The following is a 15,722-nucleotide window of genomic DNA, read 5'->3' on the forward strand; positions in this document are numbered from 1 at the left end:
ATTCCTTAAGAAACTTGTGAATCTTCTTTACGCTTGTCTTGTCGTTCCTGACGTAGTTCAACCCATGTTTTTAAAATCAGGGTCACAATCGCCAAGAGCGCTAATAGTGAAGACACAGCAAAAGCAGCACTAAAGGTATATTCGTTATAAAGGATTTCTACGTGTAGCGGTAAGGTGTTGGTTTCGCCACGAATGTGACCTGAAACTACAGAAACAGCACCAAACTCACCCATTGCACGTGCATTACATAGAATCACGCCGTAGATTAAGCCCCATTTGATATTTGGAAGTGTCACTTTCCAGAAAGTCTGCCAGCCTGAAGCACCCAATACGATAGCTGCTTCTTCTTCCTCAGTCCCTTGAGCTTCCATTAATGGAATCAACTCACGTGCCACAAAAGGAACGGTAATAAACACAGTAGCAAGGACAATGGCTGGAACGGCATATAAAATTTTGATGTCGTTATCCATCAGCCAGCCGCCTAACCAACCTTGAGTACCAAAAATCAATACCAACATTAAGCCAGCAATAACTGGAGAGACTGAAAATGGCATATCAATAATCGTGGTTAAAATAGATTTACCACGGAAATTAAACTTGGCAACAGACCATGCCGCAGCTACACCAAAGACGACGTTCAACGGTACGGCAATCACAGCTGTCAGTAACGTAAGTTTTACTGCTGATAATGTATCTGGATGTACCAGTGCTTGGAAGTAAACGCCAACACCTTGTTTAAAGGCTTCAACGAAAACCAAAACCAATGGCAGAATCAGGCAGCTTAAGAAGAAAATTAAAGCAATGATGATCAGGGTATAACGAACCCATGTCGGTTCACGCGTTGCATCACGCGACTGTAATTTTTCCGCAAGCGCATTACTGTTCGTATTCATCGTGCAGTTCTCCCTGTACGGCGACTTGCCCATGCTTGAACCAAGTTAATTAAGAATAAAATGGCAAAAGAAATCACCAGCATCACAACAGCAATCGTGGTCGCACCTGCATAATCATATTCTTCAAGGCGAGAGATAATCATCAATGGGGCAATTTCAGTCTTGAAGGGTTGGTTACCTGCGATAAAAATCACCGATCCATATTCACCCACACCACGAGCAAAGGCCAAAGCAAAACCTGTTAACAGCGCTGGAAATAGAATAGGTAAGATCACTTTGGTCACGATCTGAAAGCGGTTTGCGCCCAGTGCCGAAGCTGCTTCTTCAAGTTCAGTTTCTAGATCACTCAGTACAGGCTGTACAGTACGAACCACAAAAGGAATACCAATAAAGATGAGAGCCAAGGTAATACCGATCGGGGTATATGCGACTTTAATGCCAATGGGTTCAAGGTACTGACCGATCCAACCAGTCGGTGCATATAACGAAGTTAATGCAATACCAGCAACGGCAGTTGGCAATGCAAAAGGTAAATCAACCAATGCATCGACAATACGTTTACCCGGGAAGGTATAACGAACCAAGCACCATGCTAAGAGTAAACCAAAAACCACATTAACTAACGCAGCAATAATGGCGGCACTAAAACTCAGTTGTAACGATTTTAAAATACGTTCTGAGCTTAAAATCTCCCATAGTCCATCCCAACCGATACCTAAAGACTTAATAAATACGGCTGAAAGGGGAATGAGCACAATTAAGGATAAATACGCTAGGGTAAAGCCTAGAGAAAGACCAAATCCTGGCAGCACTCGGGATCGCTGCGACATGATGACTCCTCAAAATGAGAAAAGCTGACTTAAAAGGTCAGCAAAATTGAATAAATGATTTTGCGACAAGCTTAATGCTCAGTACTTAAAAAGCAAATTGAAATAAATACTTGTTTTCATCAGTAAAGCTGATATGTTTCATGTGGTTTTCTGAAATTAAGTAATTGAAAATTTCAGGAAATGGTCCAAAACCTGATGCAACATTAATGTGACCCACAGCGCCCATATTTACAGGGTAGAGCTTCCAAGCATCAGCAAGTTGTTTTGCATCGTCAAATGCTAGCCAAGGATCATTTTCACTAATCAACATCGTTGTCGGCACACGAATACTTAACTGATGAAAAAATGCTTTGTAATCCGTCGTACTGTCGCGTGCAAAGCCGTTTTCTCCAAAGCGTGCTGGATTGGCTGGCGCAACCAAAACTAAATTTTTGATTTTTTTATTAAGTTCTGGATACAAGGCCAATGCTGCCACCGTGGTTAAACAACCAAAGCTATGCGCCACAATTTGAATTTCACCCTGTAAAGGTCGTACGGTTTGAACGAATTGTTTAATCCAGTCTTTTAGTACAGGATGATTCCAATCTTTTTGCTGAACACGAGAGCTAGACATGAGCTGACGTTGTAACCAAGATTGCCAATGTGCGTGTTCACTACCGCCTACACCCGGGACAATTACTGTATGTGTCATGTCAAGTTCTCCTGATTCAGTCAATGAATGGTCTTATTTTCCATTGTTGGCTTTGACGATTTGGTCAAACACGCCGCCATTTTCAAAGTGTGCTTTTTGGACTTTATCCCAACCACCAAATTCTTTATCAATGGTTACGAGTTTAAGTGGCTTAAATACTGATGCGTATTGTGCAAGCGTTGTAGCGTTACGTGGACGGTAAAAGTTCTGAGCTGCGATTTGCTGACCACGTGGTGAATAAAGGAAGTTTAAATAACCTTTGGCTAAATAAAGATTACCTTTTTTCTCTGCGTTTTTTTCTAAAATAGCAACAGGGGGCTCAGCTAAAATTGAAAGTGAAGGGGTCACAATTTCAAATTTACCCGGTTGTTCACGAATCGCTAAATGTGCTTCATTTTCCCAAGCCAGCAATACATCACCAATACCACGTTCAGCAAAGGTCGTAGTCGAACCACGTGCGCCTGAATCGAGCACTTTGGTGTTTTTATAAATTTTACGGACAAATTCTTGAGCCGTTGTATCATTACCACCCGCTTGATGTTTTGCCCACGCCCATGCAGCTAAATAGTTCCAACGCGCACCGCCTGAAGTTTTCGGGTTTGGGGTAATAATACCCACGCCTGGTTTAACTAGATCGCCCCAATCTTTAATCGCTTTTGGGTTGCCTTTGCGTACTAAGAACACAATAGTTGAGGTATATGGCGTTGAGTTTTGCGGAAGTTTCTTTTGCCAATCTGCAGGTAAAAGTTTGGCTTTTTCTGCAATCACATCAATATCTGCTGCGAGAGCTAAAGTCACCACATCGGCATCTAAGCCATCAATGACGGCACGCGCTTGTTTACCTGAACCACCATGAGATTGTTTAAAATTAATTTTTTGACCTGTACGGCTTTCCCAATATTTACTGAAGTCTTTATTCACACTTTCATAGAGTTCACGCGTTGGGTCGTAAGATACGTTTAAGAAGTCTTTTGCAGCTGCGCCAAAAGAAACCGTCGAAATGACTGCAGCAAGAACACCCAATTTTAATTTTGCGGAAATACTCATGTGAACCTCAATAATTTTTACTTTATCTGTAACATGGGTGAAGAATAGCGCCAATCTTTATGCATAAAAAATAATTAAAAACGAATTTTATATGAATAAAAAAGATAAAAGGCATGTCTATGAAAAAAAAGCATCGACCTTATGCGCAAGGAAGATGCTTTTCAGTATTTAAAGCATTATTTTGAATTATTGATCTTCACGATTTGATCAAAGACACCACCATTTTCAAAATGTTTTTTCTGCACTTTGCTCCAACCACCAAACTCTTTATCAATCGTGACGAGTTTTAAAGGTTTAAAAACATTTTTATATTTTGCTAAAACTGCCGCATTACGTGGACGATAATAGTTCTGTGCGGCAATAGTTTGACCTGCAGGTGAGTACAGATAATTTAAATACGCTTTGGCTAAATTTTCATTGCCATCTTTCTTGGCATTTTTTTCTACAATCGCAACTGGTGGCTCGGCCAAGATAGAAAGTGAAGGGGTCACAATCTCAAACTTACCCGGCTGTTCACGAACTGCCAGATGTGCTTCATTTTCCCAAGCCAATAACACGTCACCAATACCACGTTCAGCGAATGTAGTTGTTGCACCACGTGCGCCTGAGTCGAGGACTTTGGTTTGCTTATAGATTTGGCGGACAAATTCTTGGGCTTTTGTATCATTACCACCTGCTTGGTGTTTGGCCCAAGCCCACGCAGCTAAATAGTTCCAACGCGCACCACCGGATGTTTTTGGGTTCGGGGTAATAATGTCGACACCCGGTTTAATTAAATCGCCCCAGTCTTTAATGCCTTTCGGGTTGCCTTTATGCACTAAGAAAACAATGGTCGATGTATAGGGGGTTGAGTTTTGCGGAAATTTCTTTTGCCAGTCTTTTGCAACTAAACCACGTGCAGCAATTTCATCAATATCTGCAGCCAAAGCCAAAGTGACGACATCTGCATCTAGACCATCAATAACTGCACGAGCCTGTTTACCTGATCCACCATGAGATTGTTTAAAGTTAATGTCTTGGCCTGTGGTTTTTTTCCAGTAAACACTAAAGTCTTTATTGAAGTTGTCATACAATTCACGGGTTGGATCATATGACACATTTAAGAAATCTTTGGCAGATGCACTGAATGCTGTGGCAGAAATGAATGCAGCCAAAACCCCAAGTTTTAATTTAGATAGATTCATGTTGTCCTCAATTTTTATACATGTTTTGTTGGATGAGGCAAGAATATCTGTAGTTTTTATGCAGAAAAAATAATTAAAAAAGAATTTAATATGAACAAAAAAGAAATATATGCTGAGCGATTATTTTTTAAAATAAAGTGATGTAATTGGGATGACGACGTATGCAGTGTTTTAAAAATGCGCAGCAAATAGAACAAGTTAATTTACTTGATCGAGCCTTTCACTATGGCGATGGCTGTTTTAGCACGGCACGTATTCGCCAAGGACAAATAGAACTTTTAGCTTTGCATATTGCACGATTAAAATTGAGCAATGAGCGATTAAAGCTAAATGCAGATTTAAACCTTATTGAAGACACTTTAAAATTGTTACGTAAACAAGATATCGTCAATGGCACTTTAAAAATTGTGTTGAGTCGTGGTATTGGTCAGCGTGGCTATAGTTTGCCTGAGCATCCAGCAGATGTTTGGGTGTTTTATTACCCCAAAGCTGTTGCAGATTTTGAGTACGAAACTGTCGAAAGTGGTGTATTACATCAAGCCATTGGGTTAACCATGCCAAGTTTGGTGGGTTTGAAGTCCTTAAATCGATTAGAACAAGTTATGCTCAAAGCAGAGTTGGATCAAACCCCATGGGGCGAAGCTTTGGTGACGGATGTGCAAGGTACAGTTGTTGAAGGTGTGAGCAGTAATTGTTTTATTCGCACAAATGAAGGATGGATTACACCCGAACTTCGTTATAATGGCGTGCATGGTGTCATGCGTGCAGAAATTTTAAAACGGATGCTGCAGCATCAGATTCCATGTACTCAACGTCACGTCAATATGGATGAAATTACGCATTTTCAGAGTGTTTTTTTCTGTAATGCCTTAAGTCCCATGAAAATTGCATCAACTCTGAATGGAGTTGAGTTAGATGTTCAATCTTGTATTGAACTTTTCCGAACACTTCAATTAAGTCAGATTCGTTAATATGTCCACCGCGTCTAAAAAAACAAATAAGAAAAAATCTGCCAAAGCAGGTTTTCCATTTAAAGCATGTTTGGTTGTGCTACTTGGCATCGTTGTACTTGTGGCGATTTTACTGTGGTCGAGTTTATTTAAAGCCTATCCCGTGGAAGGCAAAAAGCAAATGTTGGCGATTGGTGCAGGGGATACCTATTCAGGTTTTATTGACCGACTGGCCAAAGAGAAACAAGTTCATTTTCCTATTATTTTGAAGTTGTACCAAAAGTTCATGATTAATGACACCTTAAAAGCAGGTGTGTATGAAATTCATGAAGGTATGAGTGTACGAGAAGTTATGGAGTTGATTTCGAATTCTGAAAATGCGCAAATGAATCGAATTCTAGTGATCGAAGGTACGACATTTAAGCAACTGATAGATGCTTTAAAAAATGACCCTTTGGTGACGCATGACATCAGTCATTTACCGTATGCAGAAATCTTAAAAGAGCTCGGCATTCCGTATTCACACCCTGAAGGATTATTTGCACCGAATACGTATTTCTTTGCAAAAGGCGAGTCTGATCGTAAAATTTTAAAAGATTTGTATAACAGACAAATCAAAGCCTTAGATCAGGCTTGGACTAATCGAGCTCAAAATTTACCGTACAAAGATAAATATGAAGCCTTAATTATGGCGTCGATTATTGAAAAAGAAACCAGTCTTGATCGTGAGTTAGAGCAAGTATCAGGGGTGTTTGTCCGTCGTTTGCAACAAGGCATGCGTTTACAAACGGACCCTACGGTTATTTATGGCATGGGCGATAAGTACAACGGTAATATAACTCGTCAGGACTTACGTACACCAACAGCCTATAACACTTACACGATTAATGGTTTACCACCAACACCGATTGCTTTGCCGAGTCAAAAAGCAATTGAAGCCGCGATGCATCCTGATTCATCTAACAATATATATTTTGTTGCAACAGGAAATGGCGGCCATAAATTTAGCAGTAATTTGCAAGACCATAACCGCGCGGTACAAGAATATTTATCTGTAATTCGTGCGAAAAACTAAGGAGTGAGCATGTTTATTAGCTTTGAAGGTACGGAAGGTGTGGGTAAAACTACACTCATTCGTAAATTACATGATCATTTCCAAAATTTGGGTAAAAATGTCGTACTTACACGTGAGCCGGGTGGTACACCTATGGCTGAACAAATTCGTGCATTACTTCTGGCCGTCAATCATGATGAAGCAATGAGTGATGATACAGAGTTGTTACTTATGTATGCTGCACGCGCACAGCATTTGGCGCGCGTGATTTTACCTGCATTGGCAGAAGGTAAAATCGTTTTATGTGACCGTTTTACAGATTCGAGTTTTGCATATCAGTGTGCAGGTCGTGGTTTGGATCGAGAAAAACTGAAAGTTTTAAATGACGGTTTTGTGGCGCGTATACCGGATATTACTTTTTGGCTTGATGCACCGATTGAAACAGGAATGTTAAGAGCAAGAGAGCGTGGTGCTTTAGACCGTTTTGAACAAGAGAAAGCAACTTTCTTTGAGAAAGTAAGATCAGGTTTTGCTGAGATTCATCAAACGCATCCTGAACGAATGAAACGCCTTGACGCAACCCAAACACCTGAGCATGTATTCCAACAGGCATTATCGCAACTACAGCAGATCTAAAATGCCATAGTATTTGTTAGGTAATTGATTTAAAAATCATTCATAGCAAAAGTTATGGATGATTTTTTATGCATACTACAAAACAGGAGATTATCAATTTCCTTAAGACTGAATTTGCGCCAAGCTTAAAGCATTGCACTATCGTTGAAGTTGGTGAAAAGGCTGCCACTTTAATTTGGCATGTGACTGAAAAAGATTTGCGGCCTGGCAATACTGTTTCAGGCCCGACTATGATGACTTTGGCGGACTTTGCATTGTATGTGGCAATACTTGCAGAGATTGGAATTGTCGGACTTGCAGTCACCACAAGTATGAATATTAACTTTTTAAGGAAGCCTGAGGCGAATAAAGATTTGCGGGGAGAATGTCGATTACTTAAAGTCGGTAAAAGTATAATTTATGGTGAAGTGTTGGTGTATTCAGTAGGTGTGGATGAGCCCGTTGCACATATAACAGGGAGTTATTCGATTCCTCCGCAGCGACATTGAACTGAAAATATGCAGTTGATCCATTAGATTGGATTAAAATGCAGCAGTCTGTCTAAATAAATTGTGCATTGGTTGGTGAATTTTCTGCATAGTGTATTTTTATTTGCATAATTTCAAGAGCTTAGTGGAAATCAATCAACTCATAAGTGTTATTTTAAATCTATAATTGAATCACAGATTTGATTGGTTAAATACATGACTGCTACTGCACATGAAGTTGTTCGGCTCTTTCAGGAGCATGCATATCCTTTGTCAGAAAAATTGACAGAAATGCTGAATGAGCATTACTCACATCAAACAGAACGACGTGGCTGTGGATATACTCAAGCCACACGAGTATTAGCTGAATATATTAATTTGCCGCGTGCATCACATGAATTTCAAGATCTCAAACTCTTTGATCAATATGACACGCATGGTTTACGCAAAATTTTAGATCAAAGTCGTGCTTATCATTTAGATTTGTCTAGTTGGCGTCATCTAGATTTAAATCAAAATTTAAATCAAAACATTCAGCAATTGAAACAATTTACAGACTTTTACGAGGTTTTACAGATAGAATTACATCTTCAAAAAAGTTTGCGTCAAATTCAGCAACATGCAAATTTGGAAGAAAGTAAGCTTATTTGTACCTTGATTGAAGATCTGATTTTGCCAAAATCGTCAACTGAAAACCAAATCGTTGAAGTGCAAGCACTGGCTAATAAGCCAAAAGTTGGCTCTTGTCCGATGGCTGAAAATTTCTTTTTAAAAATTGCACATCGACGTGTATTTCGTAGCGGTGAAATTAATATTTTTGTAGATGAATACGGTCAGCCCTTATTTATGGAAAAGTTAAATATGGGGGATAACCATTCTTGTATCAGCTTGAAACCTGTACTCATGAATGGTGTTCGTATTCCAGCGGGTTCACTTTTTTCCGTGAGTTATGATGCTGAACAATTAGTTGAAAAACGACAAAATCGTGAGTTTAAAGGTTTTGTGATTCCTTATCAGGCCATTTCTGGGTGGTGGTTTTTACGTTTAACCACCTTGTCAGTGTCACCTCAAAATCGAAAGCGTGCATTCAGTACACATTTTCAGCAGCAAGTGGATAATGGTCTGTATAGTCCAGGTACGACTGAGCTTCAGCAATTAATAGATGTGGCAATAGCGCAACTTTGAGTGTTTCCATCATGTTAGATGTATGCTTTTCGCCAAAATATTTTGCTCATACTCATACCAATAGTATGGAAAAATTATTGGCGGTTGGAACAGCTTTAGAACAATGGCAGAACATCAGAATACATGAGCCTGAGTGTATCGACGCTGAAATTTTAAGCCAAGTACATGATCCTGTTTATGTGGATGCTTTTATGACAGGGCAGCCCGCTAAGCTTGCGACCTTTTCAGGTTTTAAGCCTTGGAATACTCAGCTTCGAGATGCTGTGCTGAGAATCAATGCAGGGCAGTTGATGGCTGCAGATTTGGCTTTGCAAAAAGGTATCGCAGCGAATGTTGCACAAGGTTTTCACCATGCAGTGTATGAATATGGTGGATCATTTTGCACCTTCAATGGTTTGGCTTTTGTGGCACAGCAGAATCCGAATAAAAAAATCTTTGTACTCGATTGCGATCAACATGGGGGGAATGGTACAGCTGAGTTTACTAGACGCTTAGAGAACCTTTTTAACTTTAGTATTTATGGGCTACGTTTTGGTTGCCCTACTTATGAACGTTCTTTAACTCGGCATGTGCATAAAGATCGTGGAAATTTTGCACAATATACCTTGGCTATACATGAGGGAATACAGCATGCCAAAGCATGGGGTGCAGATTTAATCATTTATCAAGCAGGAATGGATTGTCATCAAGCTGACCCATTTGGCTCATCATGGTTTAGTACCGCTTTGATACAGAAACGCGAAGAAATGGTCTTTAAATTGGCTAAACGTGCAGATATTCCGCTGATGTTTGTATTGGCTGGGGGCTATCAAAATATGAATGATCTTGTAAATCTGCACTTAGAAACTTTCAAAGCGGCATTACATATTTATGGGTAGTAAAATCAAAAAAAAGCCGACATCATGTGCGGCTTTTTTTTTAATTTAAAAGTTTTAAGAGACTAACTCAGTATTAACTACAGGGCAATCAACCGTGAAATCGGGTGGACTTAACACCGTTTTACGTAGTTCGTCTGCTTGTTCAGGATAGTCCAAAGTGAAATGCAGTCCACGAGATTCTTTACGTTCCATTGCACAGCGCACAATCATTTCTGAAACCAATACTAAGTTACGTAGTTCAATCAGATTTTTACTGACTTGGTAGTCTTGGTAATACTCGGTAATTTCACGATTGAGCATTTCAATACGATGAAGCGCTCGTTGAAGCCGCTTGGTTGTTCTGACAATACCCACGTAGTTCCACATGGTTTGGCGAAGCTCGTCCCAATTCTGCAAAATCACCACGTCTTCATCAGGGTTGGTCACTTGCGAGTCATCCCATTCTGGGACATGAGGCGCCTGATAAATCCCTTGATGTTGTGCTGTGATATGTGCTGAAGCACTCATGCCATAAACGAAACATTCCAGTAAGGAGTTACTCGCCATACGGTTTGCACCATGTAGGCCGGTATAAGAGGTTTCCCCAATGGCATATAGGCCTGGAATATCGGTCTGACTGTTTTCATCAACCACAACGCCACCACAGGTGTAGTGTGCTGCCGGAACCACCGGAATCATTTCTTTGGTAATATCAATACCGAGTTGCATTAAGCGTGCATACAATGTTGGGAAATGTTCTTTGACAAATTCTGCAGGTTTATGGGTGATATCAAGCCAAACATGACGGATTCCTAGACGTTTGATTTCATAATCAATAGCGCGCGCTACGATATCGCGTGGTGCTAATTCGGCACGCTCATCAAAGCGCAGCATAAAGCGTTCACCATCTGGAAGACGTAAATAGGCACCTTCGCCACGCATCGCTTCGGTAATTAAGAAAGAGCGAGCTTGAGGATGGTATAAGCAGGTTGGATGGAATTGGTTAAACTCCATATTGGCAACACGGCAGCCTGCACGATACGCCATGGCAATACCATCACCCGTCGCAATGTCGGGATTTGATGTATATAAATATGCCTTCATGGCACCACCACAGGCAAGGGCAGTGAAGGGTGCTAAAAAGGTATGTACTTTTTCGGTTTTTTCATCTAAAGCATACAGACCGAGAGCACGGTTTTCAGCTTCAGGATTTAATTTTTGTGCCGTGATTAAATCGATTGCAATAAAATTTTCAAAAATATGAATATTGGCTTTTTCTTGCGCACGTTCAACCAATGTTGTGGAAATAGCACGACCTGTGGCATCTGCTGCATGGATAATCCGCCGGTGAGAGTGACCACCTTCACGTGTCAGATGTAACTGTTCTTGGTCGTCCAAAGTAAATTGCACACCCTGATTCAGTAGAAAATCGACAGAAGATTTACCACCTTCAACGGTTTGTTTTACCGCTGCCATTTCACATAAATGCGCACCGGCAATCATGGTGTCATTGATATGTTGTTCAATAGAATCTGTTTTATCGAGGACGGCAGCAACACCACCTTGGGCATAATATGTACTGGCATCCGTCAGCGTCGATTTAGCTAAAACAGCAATATTAAAATGATCTGGTAACGATAGGGCTAAACTTAGGCCTGCACCGCCACTTCCCACAATAATCACATCAAATTGATGTGTCGTGTTTAAATTAGACATGTCCATCAGCTAATTTTAAAAAATGTCCGATCATCACAACTGTTTTTTCTTATAAACGCAATGACTATAAATTAACTAAATAATGAAAAATATTCATAGATCTGTAATATTTAAGGAATGTTTAAGATTGTTTATCATAAATAATCATCAAACATTTTATTACGAAGCTTAGACTTGCATTGTGATAAAAACTAACGTATTTCAAATGATAAGCACAATTGAGTGAATGCTAACAATGAATAAATCGTATTTACAAAAGGGACTCTATGCAGCTGTGTTTACGGTTGCTAGCGTGCAGACTCAGGCAGCGGGTCCTGTTGATTTTTCCAATTTGGTTGAACAAGTCAGCCCAGCTGTCGTAAGCGTGAATGTGGTTAAAAAGCTTAGTCAAGAAGAGCTTTTGCAGCAACAAGTCCCAGAAATATTACGACGCTTTTTCGGTAATCAGGTGGTTATTCCGCAGCAAAAAATGCCGCAAGAAAAGACCGGTTATGGAAGCGCATTCTTTATTAGTAAAGATGGTTATTTATTGACAAATCACCATGTGGTAGAAGATGCCTCGAAAGTCACCATCGTACTGAATGACCGCCGTGAAATTGATGCCACAGTTGTGGGTAGTGATGAGCGGACTGACGTGGCTTTGTTAAAGGTCAAAGGTTCAAATTTTCCTGAGCTACGCACAGGCAATGTTGACCGTTTACGTGTAGGTGAGCCAGTGTTGGCCATTGGTTCACCATTTGGCTTTGACTATTCAGCTTCGGCAGGAATCGTTAGTGCTAAAATGCGTAATATGATGGGAGAAACCTCGGTTCCATTCATTCAAACTGACGTGGCATTGAACCCGGGTAATTCTGGTGGTCCATTATTTAATCAGTCTGGTGAAGTGGTCGGGGTAAATTCTCGTATCTTTAGTGGTACAGGCGGTTATATGGGGTTATCGTTCTCGATTCCCATTGATGTTGCAATGGATGTTGCAGACCAATTAAAGAAAAACGGCAAGGTAACACGTGCTTATTTAGGCGTCATGCTACAAGATATTGATCGTAATCTTGCAGAGTCTTATAACCTTTCAAAACCAGAAGGCTCTTTGATTACTCAAGTTGCACCAAATTCACCTGCTGCAAAAGCTGGCTTTAAAGTGGGTGATGTCATTTTGAAATTTAATGGCACACCAATTTCACGTACAGGTGAACTGCTGAATTATCTTAATCGTACAGGTCCAAATCAAAGTATTCAGCTTGAAGTGCTGCGTGATGATAAACGCCAAAATATTTCAGCAACCTTGATCACAGCACCAGATGATACGCCTGCAAAAGCTGAAACGACATCTGTGAAAAAAGGTCCAGTGATTGGGGTGTCGATCCGCAACTTAAACGCAGATGAATTAAAACAATTGAGTCTAAAAGGCGGTGTCTTGATTCAAGATGTGCGAGCTGGTGGTATAGCTTCACAAGCGAGAATTCAGCCGGGGGATGTTGTCACCCAAGTTAATAATAAAGTCGTAAACAATGCTGAAGATTTTGTGAAAGTTATTTCTGAGTTGAAAAATGGTAGCATTGCACGTGTTTCTTTGATTCGTCAGGGACAGCGTGCGATTGTGGGCATGCGTATTCAGTAATGAGTTACTAAATGAAAACCACTCCAAGCGAGTGGTTTTTTTAACTTTAGCGTTTTTGCAATTCACCCTTAGATAAAAATGGGTAGACTGTGGGCCACAATTTAAAATTTGCAGGACGCTATGAGCGATATCTTTGATTTAAAAATTACAGTTCAAGCTGAACATATCGACACATTAAATCATGTGAATAACGTGGTGTACGTCAGTTGGATGCAAGATGTCGCGACAGCACATATTGAAGCTTTGGGTTTAGGCTTAAAAGAATATATTGAATTGAAGCATGCCATGGTCGCTGTTGAGCATCATGTGCAATATCGTAAAGCAGCGCTCGAAGGTGAGGAGATTATTTTACGAACTTGGCTAAATGATATCAATGCATTGTATTCGTTTCGGCAGTATGTATTTTATCGCCCTAAAGACAAAGCGATATTATTTACAGGCAATACACAGTGGGCATGCATTGAAATTGCTACAGGCCGTCCAAAGCGCATGTCGCCAACATTTACCCAAGCTTATCAACCCATCGCAGATAGCATAAATCCGCTTGATTTTAGTGCTTATGATTTCTGATTTTTAATTGAAACCTCATATTAAAGCGAAGACTAGTTAAGTTCTACACGCAGGATAAGTGGTTAGCATAAAAGCAATGCATTATTTTCGATACTTTGAAAAATCCATCTGCTATAATCCTCGGCAATTTCTATTCGGCTTTTGCTATGCATAAAGAATTGCATGCATAGCGCTTTTATTTTTCCAAGGTAGCCCATGGCGCAAGCTAAAAAATCTGTTGATATAAAAAACATTCGTAACTTCTCGATCATTGCGCATATCGACCATGGTAAGTCGACGCTTGCCGACCGATTTATTCAAACTTGTGGTGGCCTGCAAGATCGTGAAATGCAGGCACAGGTTCTAGATTCTATGGAATTAGAACGTGAGCGTGGTATTACGATTAAAGCTACATCTGTGACTTTGTATTACACTCATCCTAACGGTGAAGAATACCAGCTTAACTTTATTGACACACCTGGGCACGTTGACTTTTCTTATGAAGTTTCACGTTCACTTGCTGCATGTGAAGGCGCATTATTGGTTGTCGATGCTGCACAAGGTGTCGAAGCACAGTCTGTTGCTAACTGCTATACAGCAATTGAACAAGGTTTAGAAGTCCTACCTGTTTTAAATAAAATTGATTTGCCGCAAGCAGAGCCAGAGCGTGTTATTCAAGAAATTGAAGACATTATTGGTATCGAAGCGACTGAAGCACCTACATGTTCAGCTAAAACCGGTCTAGGCATTGAAGGGGTGCTTGAAACACTAGTCAATGTCATTCCTGCACCCGAAGGCGATCGTAATGCACCATTACAAGCCTTAATTGTTGACTCTTGGTTCGACAACTATTTGGGCGTGGTTTCTTTAGTTCGTATTAAAGAAGGTCGTGTGCGTAAAGGCGATAAAATGTTGATGAAATCAACTGGTCAAACGCACATTATCACCTCAGTAGGTATTTTTAATCCTAAACATACAGAAACTGACATGCTCGAAGCAGGTGAAGTTGGTTTCGTGATTGCGGGTATTAAAGATATTTTTGGTGCTCCAGTTGGTGATACGATTACCTTGGCAACTACACCAGAAGTTGAAAGCTTACCGGGTTTCAAAAAAGTGAAACCACAGGTCTATGCAGGTTTATTCCCAATCGATTCAAGTGAATTTGAACCCTTCCGTGAAGCGCTGCACAAACTGCAAATTAATGACTCCGCATTATTCTTTGAACCTGAAAGTTCGGATGCACTCGGTTTTGGTTTCCGTTGTGGCTTCTTGGGTATGCTGCACATGGAAATCGTACAAGAGCGTTTAGAGCGTGAGTATGATCTTGACCTGATTTCTTCAGCACCAACCGTAATTTATGAAGCGGTGATGAAAAATGGTCAAACTATTTACATCGATAGTCCTTCTAAAATGCCGGATGGTTCAACAGTTGAAGATTTACGTGAGCCAATTGCTGAATGTCACATTTTAGTACCGCAAGAATACTTGGGTAATGTGATGACTTTATGTGTTGAACGTCGCGGCGTTCAAAAGAATATGAAGTTTATGGCGAACCAAGTGGCCATTACGTTTGAAATTCCAATGGCTGAAGTAGTGATGGATTTCTTTGATAAATTGAAATCATGTTCACGCGGTTTTGCATCGTTAGACTATAACTTTGTGCGTTTTGAGAGTTCATCTCTAGTTAAGGTGGATGTGTTAATCAACGGTGAAAAGGTTGATGCCTTGGCCATGATTTGCCACCGACAAGATGCTCGCCATCGTGGTATTGCACTTGTGGAAAAAATGAAAGATTTAATTCCACGTCAAATGTTCGATGTGGCTATTCAAGCAGCGATTGGTGCACAAATCATTGCACGTTCAACTGTAAAAGCGATGCGTAAAAACGTTTTGGCTAAATGTTATGGTGGTGACGTGTCGCGTAAGAAGAAACTTCTTGCGAAACAAAAAGAAGGTAAGAAACGTATGAAACAAGTGGGCAGCGTCGAAATCCCACAAGAAGCGTTCCTTGCTGTATTGAAAGTAGAAAGATAATAAATAGAGGT

The 15,722-nt window shown here is 40.3% G+C and carries 15 protein-coding genes; 9 read left to right on the forward strand and 6 right to left on the reverse strand.

Annotation, left to right across the window (positions count from 1 at the left end; genetic code table 11):
* Positions 1-5 precede the first annotated feature (5 nt).
* From cysW to AC25JC_RS10160, 5 genes are all read right to left on the reverse strand, one after another.
* Entirely contained in the window at positions 6-893 is an 888-nt protein-coding gene (gene cysW, locus AC25JC_RS10140; RefSeq protein WP_078192018.1) for a sulfate ABC transporter permease subunit CysW, read from the reverse strand.
* The gene (cysT, locus tag AC25JC_RS10145) at positions 890-1,723 is read right to left on the reverse strand and encodes a sulfate ABC transporter permease subunit CysT (RefSeq protein WP_078190342.1); all 834 of its coding nucleotides are present in this window, start codon (positions 1,721-1,723) and stop codon (positions 890-892) included. The genes cysW and cysT overlap by 4 nt, the downstream gene beginning before the upstream one ends.
* An 85-nt stretch (positions 1,724-1,808) precedes the next feature.
* Positions 1,809-2,414, reverse strand: coding sequence for an alpha/beta hydrolase (locus AC25JC_RS10150; RefSeq protein WP_180115007.1), 606 nt, complete (start codon positions 2,412-2,414; stop codon positions 1,809-1,811).
* 33 nt (positions 2,415-2,447) lie between these two features.
* Positions 2,448-3,461, reverse strand: a complete 1,014-nt coding sequence (locus AC25JC_RS10155; protein ID WP_180115008.1) for a sulfate ABC transporter substrate-binding protein — start codon at positions 3,459-3,461, stop codon at positions 2,448-2,450.
* 176 nt (positions 3,462-3,637) lie between these two features.
* The gene (locus AC25JC_RS10160; protein ID WP_180054964.1) at positions 3,638-4,645 is read right to left on the reverse strand and encodes a sulfate ABC transporter substrate-binding protein; all 1,008 of its coding nucleotides are present in this window, start codon (positions 4,643-4,645) and stop codon (positions 3,638-3,640) included.
* Positions 4,646-4,806: 161 nt separating this feature from the next.
* On the opposite strand from AC25JC_RS10160, the gene pabC reads away from it, so the two are divergent.
* From pabC to AC25JC_RS10190, 6 genes are all read left to right on the forward strand, one after another.
* Positions 4,807-5,616 (forward strand): aminodeoxychorismate lyase, encoded by an 810-nt coding sequence (gene pabC / locus AC25JC_RS10165; protein ID WP_486923972.1) that lies wholly within the window; start codon positions 4,807-4,809, stop codon positions 5,614-5,616.
* Between the two features lies 1 nt (position 5,617).
* Positions 5,618-6,670, forward strand: coding sequence for an endolytic transglycosylase MltG (gene mltG / locus AC25JC_RS10170; RefSeq protein ID WP_180022488.1), 1,053 nt, complete (start codon positions 5,618-5,620; stop codon positions 6,668-6,670).
* Positions 6,671-6,679: 9 nt separating this feature from the next.
* The gene (tmk, locus tag AC25JC_RS10175) at positions 6,680-7,285 is read left to right on the forward strand and encodes a dTMP kinase (protein ID WP_486923973.1); all 606 of its coding nucleotides are present in this window, start codon (positions 6,680-6,682) and stop codon (positions 7,283-7,285) included.
* A gap of 68 nt (positions 7,286-7,353) precedes the next feature.
* Positions 7,354-7,773, forward strand: a complete 420-nt coding sequence (locus tag AC25JC_RS10180) for a PaaI family thioesterase (protein ID WP_486923974.1) — start codon at positions 7,354-7,356, stop codon at positions 7,771-7,773.
* A 195-nt stretch (positions 7,774-7,968) separates the two neighbouring features.
* Positions 7,969-8,937 (forward strand): hypothetical protein, encoded by a 969-nt coding sequence (locus AC25JC_RS10185; RefSeq protein ID WP_486923975.1) that lies wholly within the window; start codon positions 7,969-7,971, stop codon positions 8,935-8,937.
* A gap of 11 nt (positions 8,938-8,948) precedes the next feature.
* Entirely contained in the window at positions 8,949-9,815 is an 867-nt protein-coding gene (locus tag AC25JC_RS10190; protein WP_078190334.1) for an arginase family protein, read from the forward strand.
* 54 nt (positions 9,816-9,869) lie between these two features.
* Here AC25JC_RS10190 and nadB read toward each other — a convergent pair whose 3' ends face one another.
* Positions 9,870-11,516, reverse strand: coding sequence for an L-aspartate oxidase (nadB, locus tag AC25JC_RS10195; protein WP_486923976.1), 1,647 nt, complete (start codon positions 11,514-11,516; stop codon positions 9,870-9,872).
* Positions 11,517-11,745: 229 nt separating this feature from the next.
* Between nadB and AC25JC_RS10200 the strand changes: the two genes are divergently transcribed.
* The 3 genes from AC25JC_RS10200 to lepA all read left to right on the forward strand — a co-directional run bounded on the left by AC25JC_RS10200 (position 11,746) and on the right by lepA (position 15,711).
* Positions 11,746-13,128, forward strand: coding sequence for a Do family serine endopeptidase (locus AC25JC_RS10200; RefSeq protein ID WP_111883975.1), 1,383 nt, complete (start codon positions 11,746-11,748; stop codon positions 13,126-13,128).
* A gap of 120 nt (positions 13,129-13,248) precedes the next feature.
* Entirely contained in the window at positions 13,249-13,698 is a 450-nt protein-coding gene (locus AC25JC_RS10205; protein ID WP_180003252.1) for an acyl-CoA thioesterase, read from the forward strand.
* Positions 13,699-13,893: 195 nt separating this feature from the next.
* A complete protein-coding gene (lepA, locus tag AC25JC_RS10210; protein ID WP_111883977.1) occupies positions 13,894-15,711 on the forward strand; it encodes a translation elongation factor 4 in 1,818 nt (605 codons plus the stop codon).
* Positions 15,712-15,722 lie beyond the last annotated feature (11 nt).

The sequence above is a fragment of the Acinetobacter sp. P37 genome (genome assembly GCF_057480965.1).

Coding starts and splice junctions, on each gene's coding strand:
- cysW (WP_078192018.1), bottom strand. CDS start 893: ATGAATACGAACAGTAATGCGCTTGCGGAAAAATTACAGTCGCGTGAT.
- cysT (WP_078190342.1), bottom strand. CDS start 1,723: ATGTCGCAGCGATCCCGAGTGCTGCCAGGATTTGGTCTTTCTCTAGGC.
- AC25JC_RS10150 (WP_180115007.1), bottom strand. CDS start 2,414: ATGACACATACAGTAATTGTCCCGGGTGTAGGCGGTAGTGAACACGCA.
- AC25JC_RS10155 (WP_180115008.1), bottom strand. CDS start 3,461: ATGAGTATTTCCGCAAAATTAAAATTGGGTGTTCTTGCTGCAGTCATT.
- AC25JC_RS10160 (WP_180054964.1), bottom strand. CDS start 4,645: ATGAATCTATCTAAATTAAAACTTGGGGTTTTGGCTGCATTCATTTCT.
- pabC (WP_486923972.1), top strand. CDS start 4,807: ATGCAGTGTTTTAAAAATGCGCAGCAAATAGAACAAGTTAATTTACTT.
- mltG (WP_180022488.1), top strand. CDS start 5,618: ATGTCCACCGCGTCTAAAAAAACAAATAAGAAAAAATCTGCCAAAGCA.
- tmk (WP_486923973.1), top strand. CDS start 6,680: ATGTTTATTAGCTTTGAAGGTACGGAAGGTGTGGGTAAAACTACACTC.
- AC25JC_RS10180 (WP_486923974.1), top strand. CDS start 7,354: ATGCATACTACAAAACAGGAGATTATCAATTTCCTTAAGACTGAATTT.
- AC25JC_RS10185 (WP_486923975.1), top strand. CDS start 7,969: ATGACTGCTACTGCACATGAAGTTGTTCGGCTCTTTCAGGAGCATGCA.
- AC25JC_RS10190 (WP_078190334.1), top strand. CDS start 8,949: ATGTTAGATGTATGCTTTTCGCCAAAATATTTTGCTCATACTCATACC.
- nadB (WP_486923976.1), bottom strand. CDS start 11,516: ATGGACATGTCTAATTTAAACACGACACATCAATTTGATGTGATTATT.
- AC25JC_RS10200 (WP_111883975.1), top strand. CDS start 11,746: ATGAATAAATCGTATTTACAAAAGGGACTCTATGCAGCTGTGTTTACG.
- AC25JC_RS10205 (WP_180003252.1), top strand. CDS start 13,249: ATGAGCGATATCTTTGATTTAAAAATTACAGTTCAAGCTGAACATATC.
- lepA (WP_111883977.1), top strand. CDS start 13,894: ATGGCGCAAGCTAAAAAATCTGTTGATATAAAAAACATTCGTAACTTC.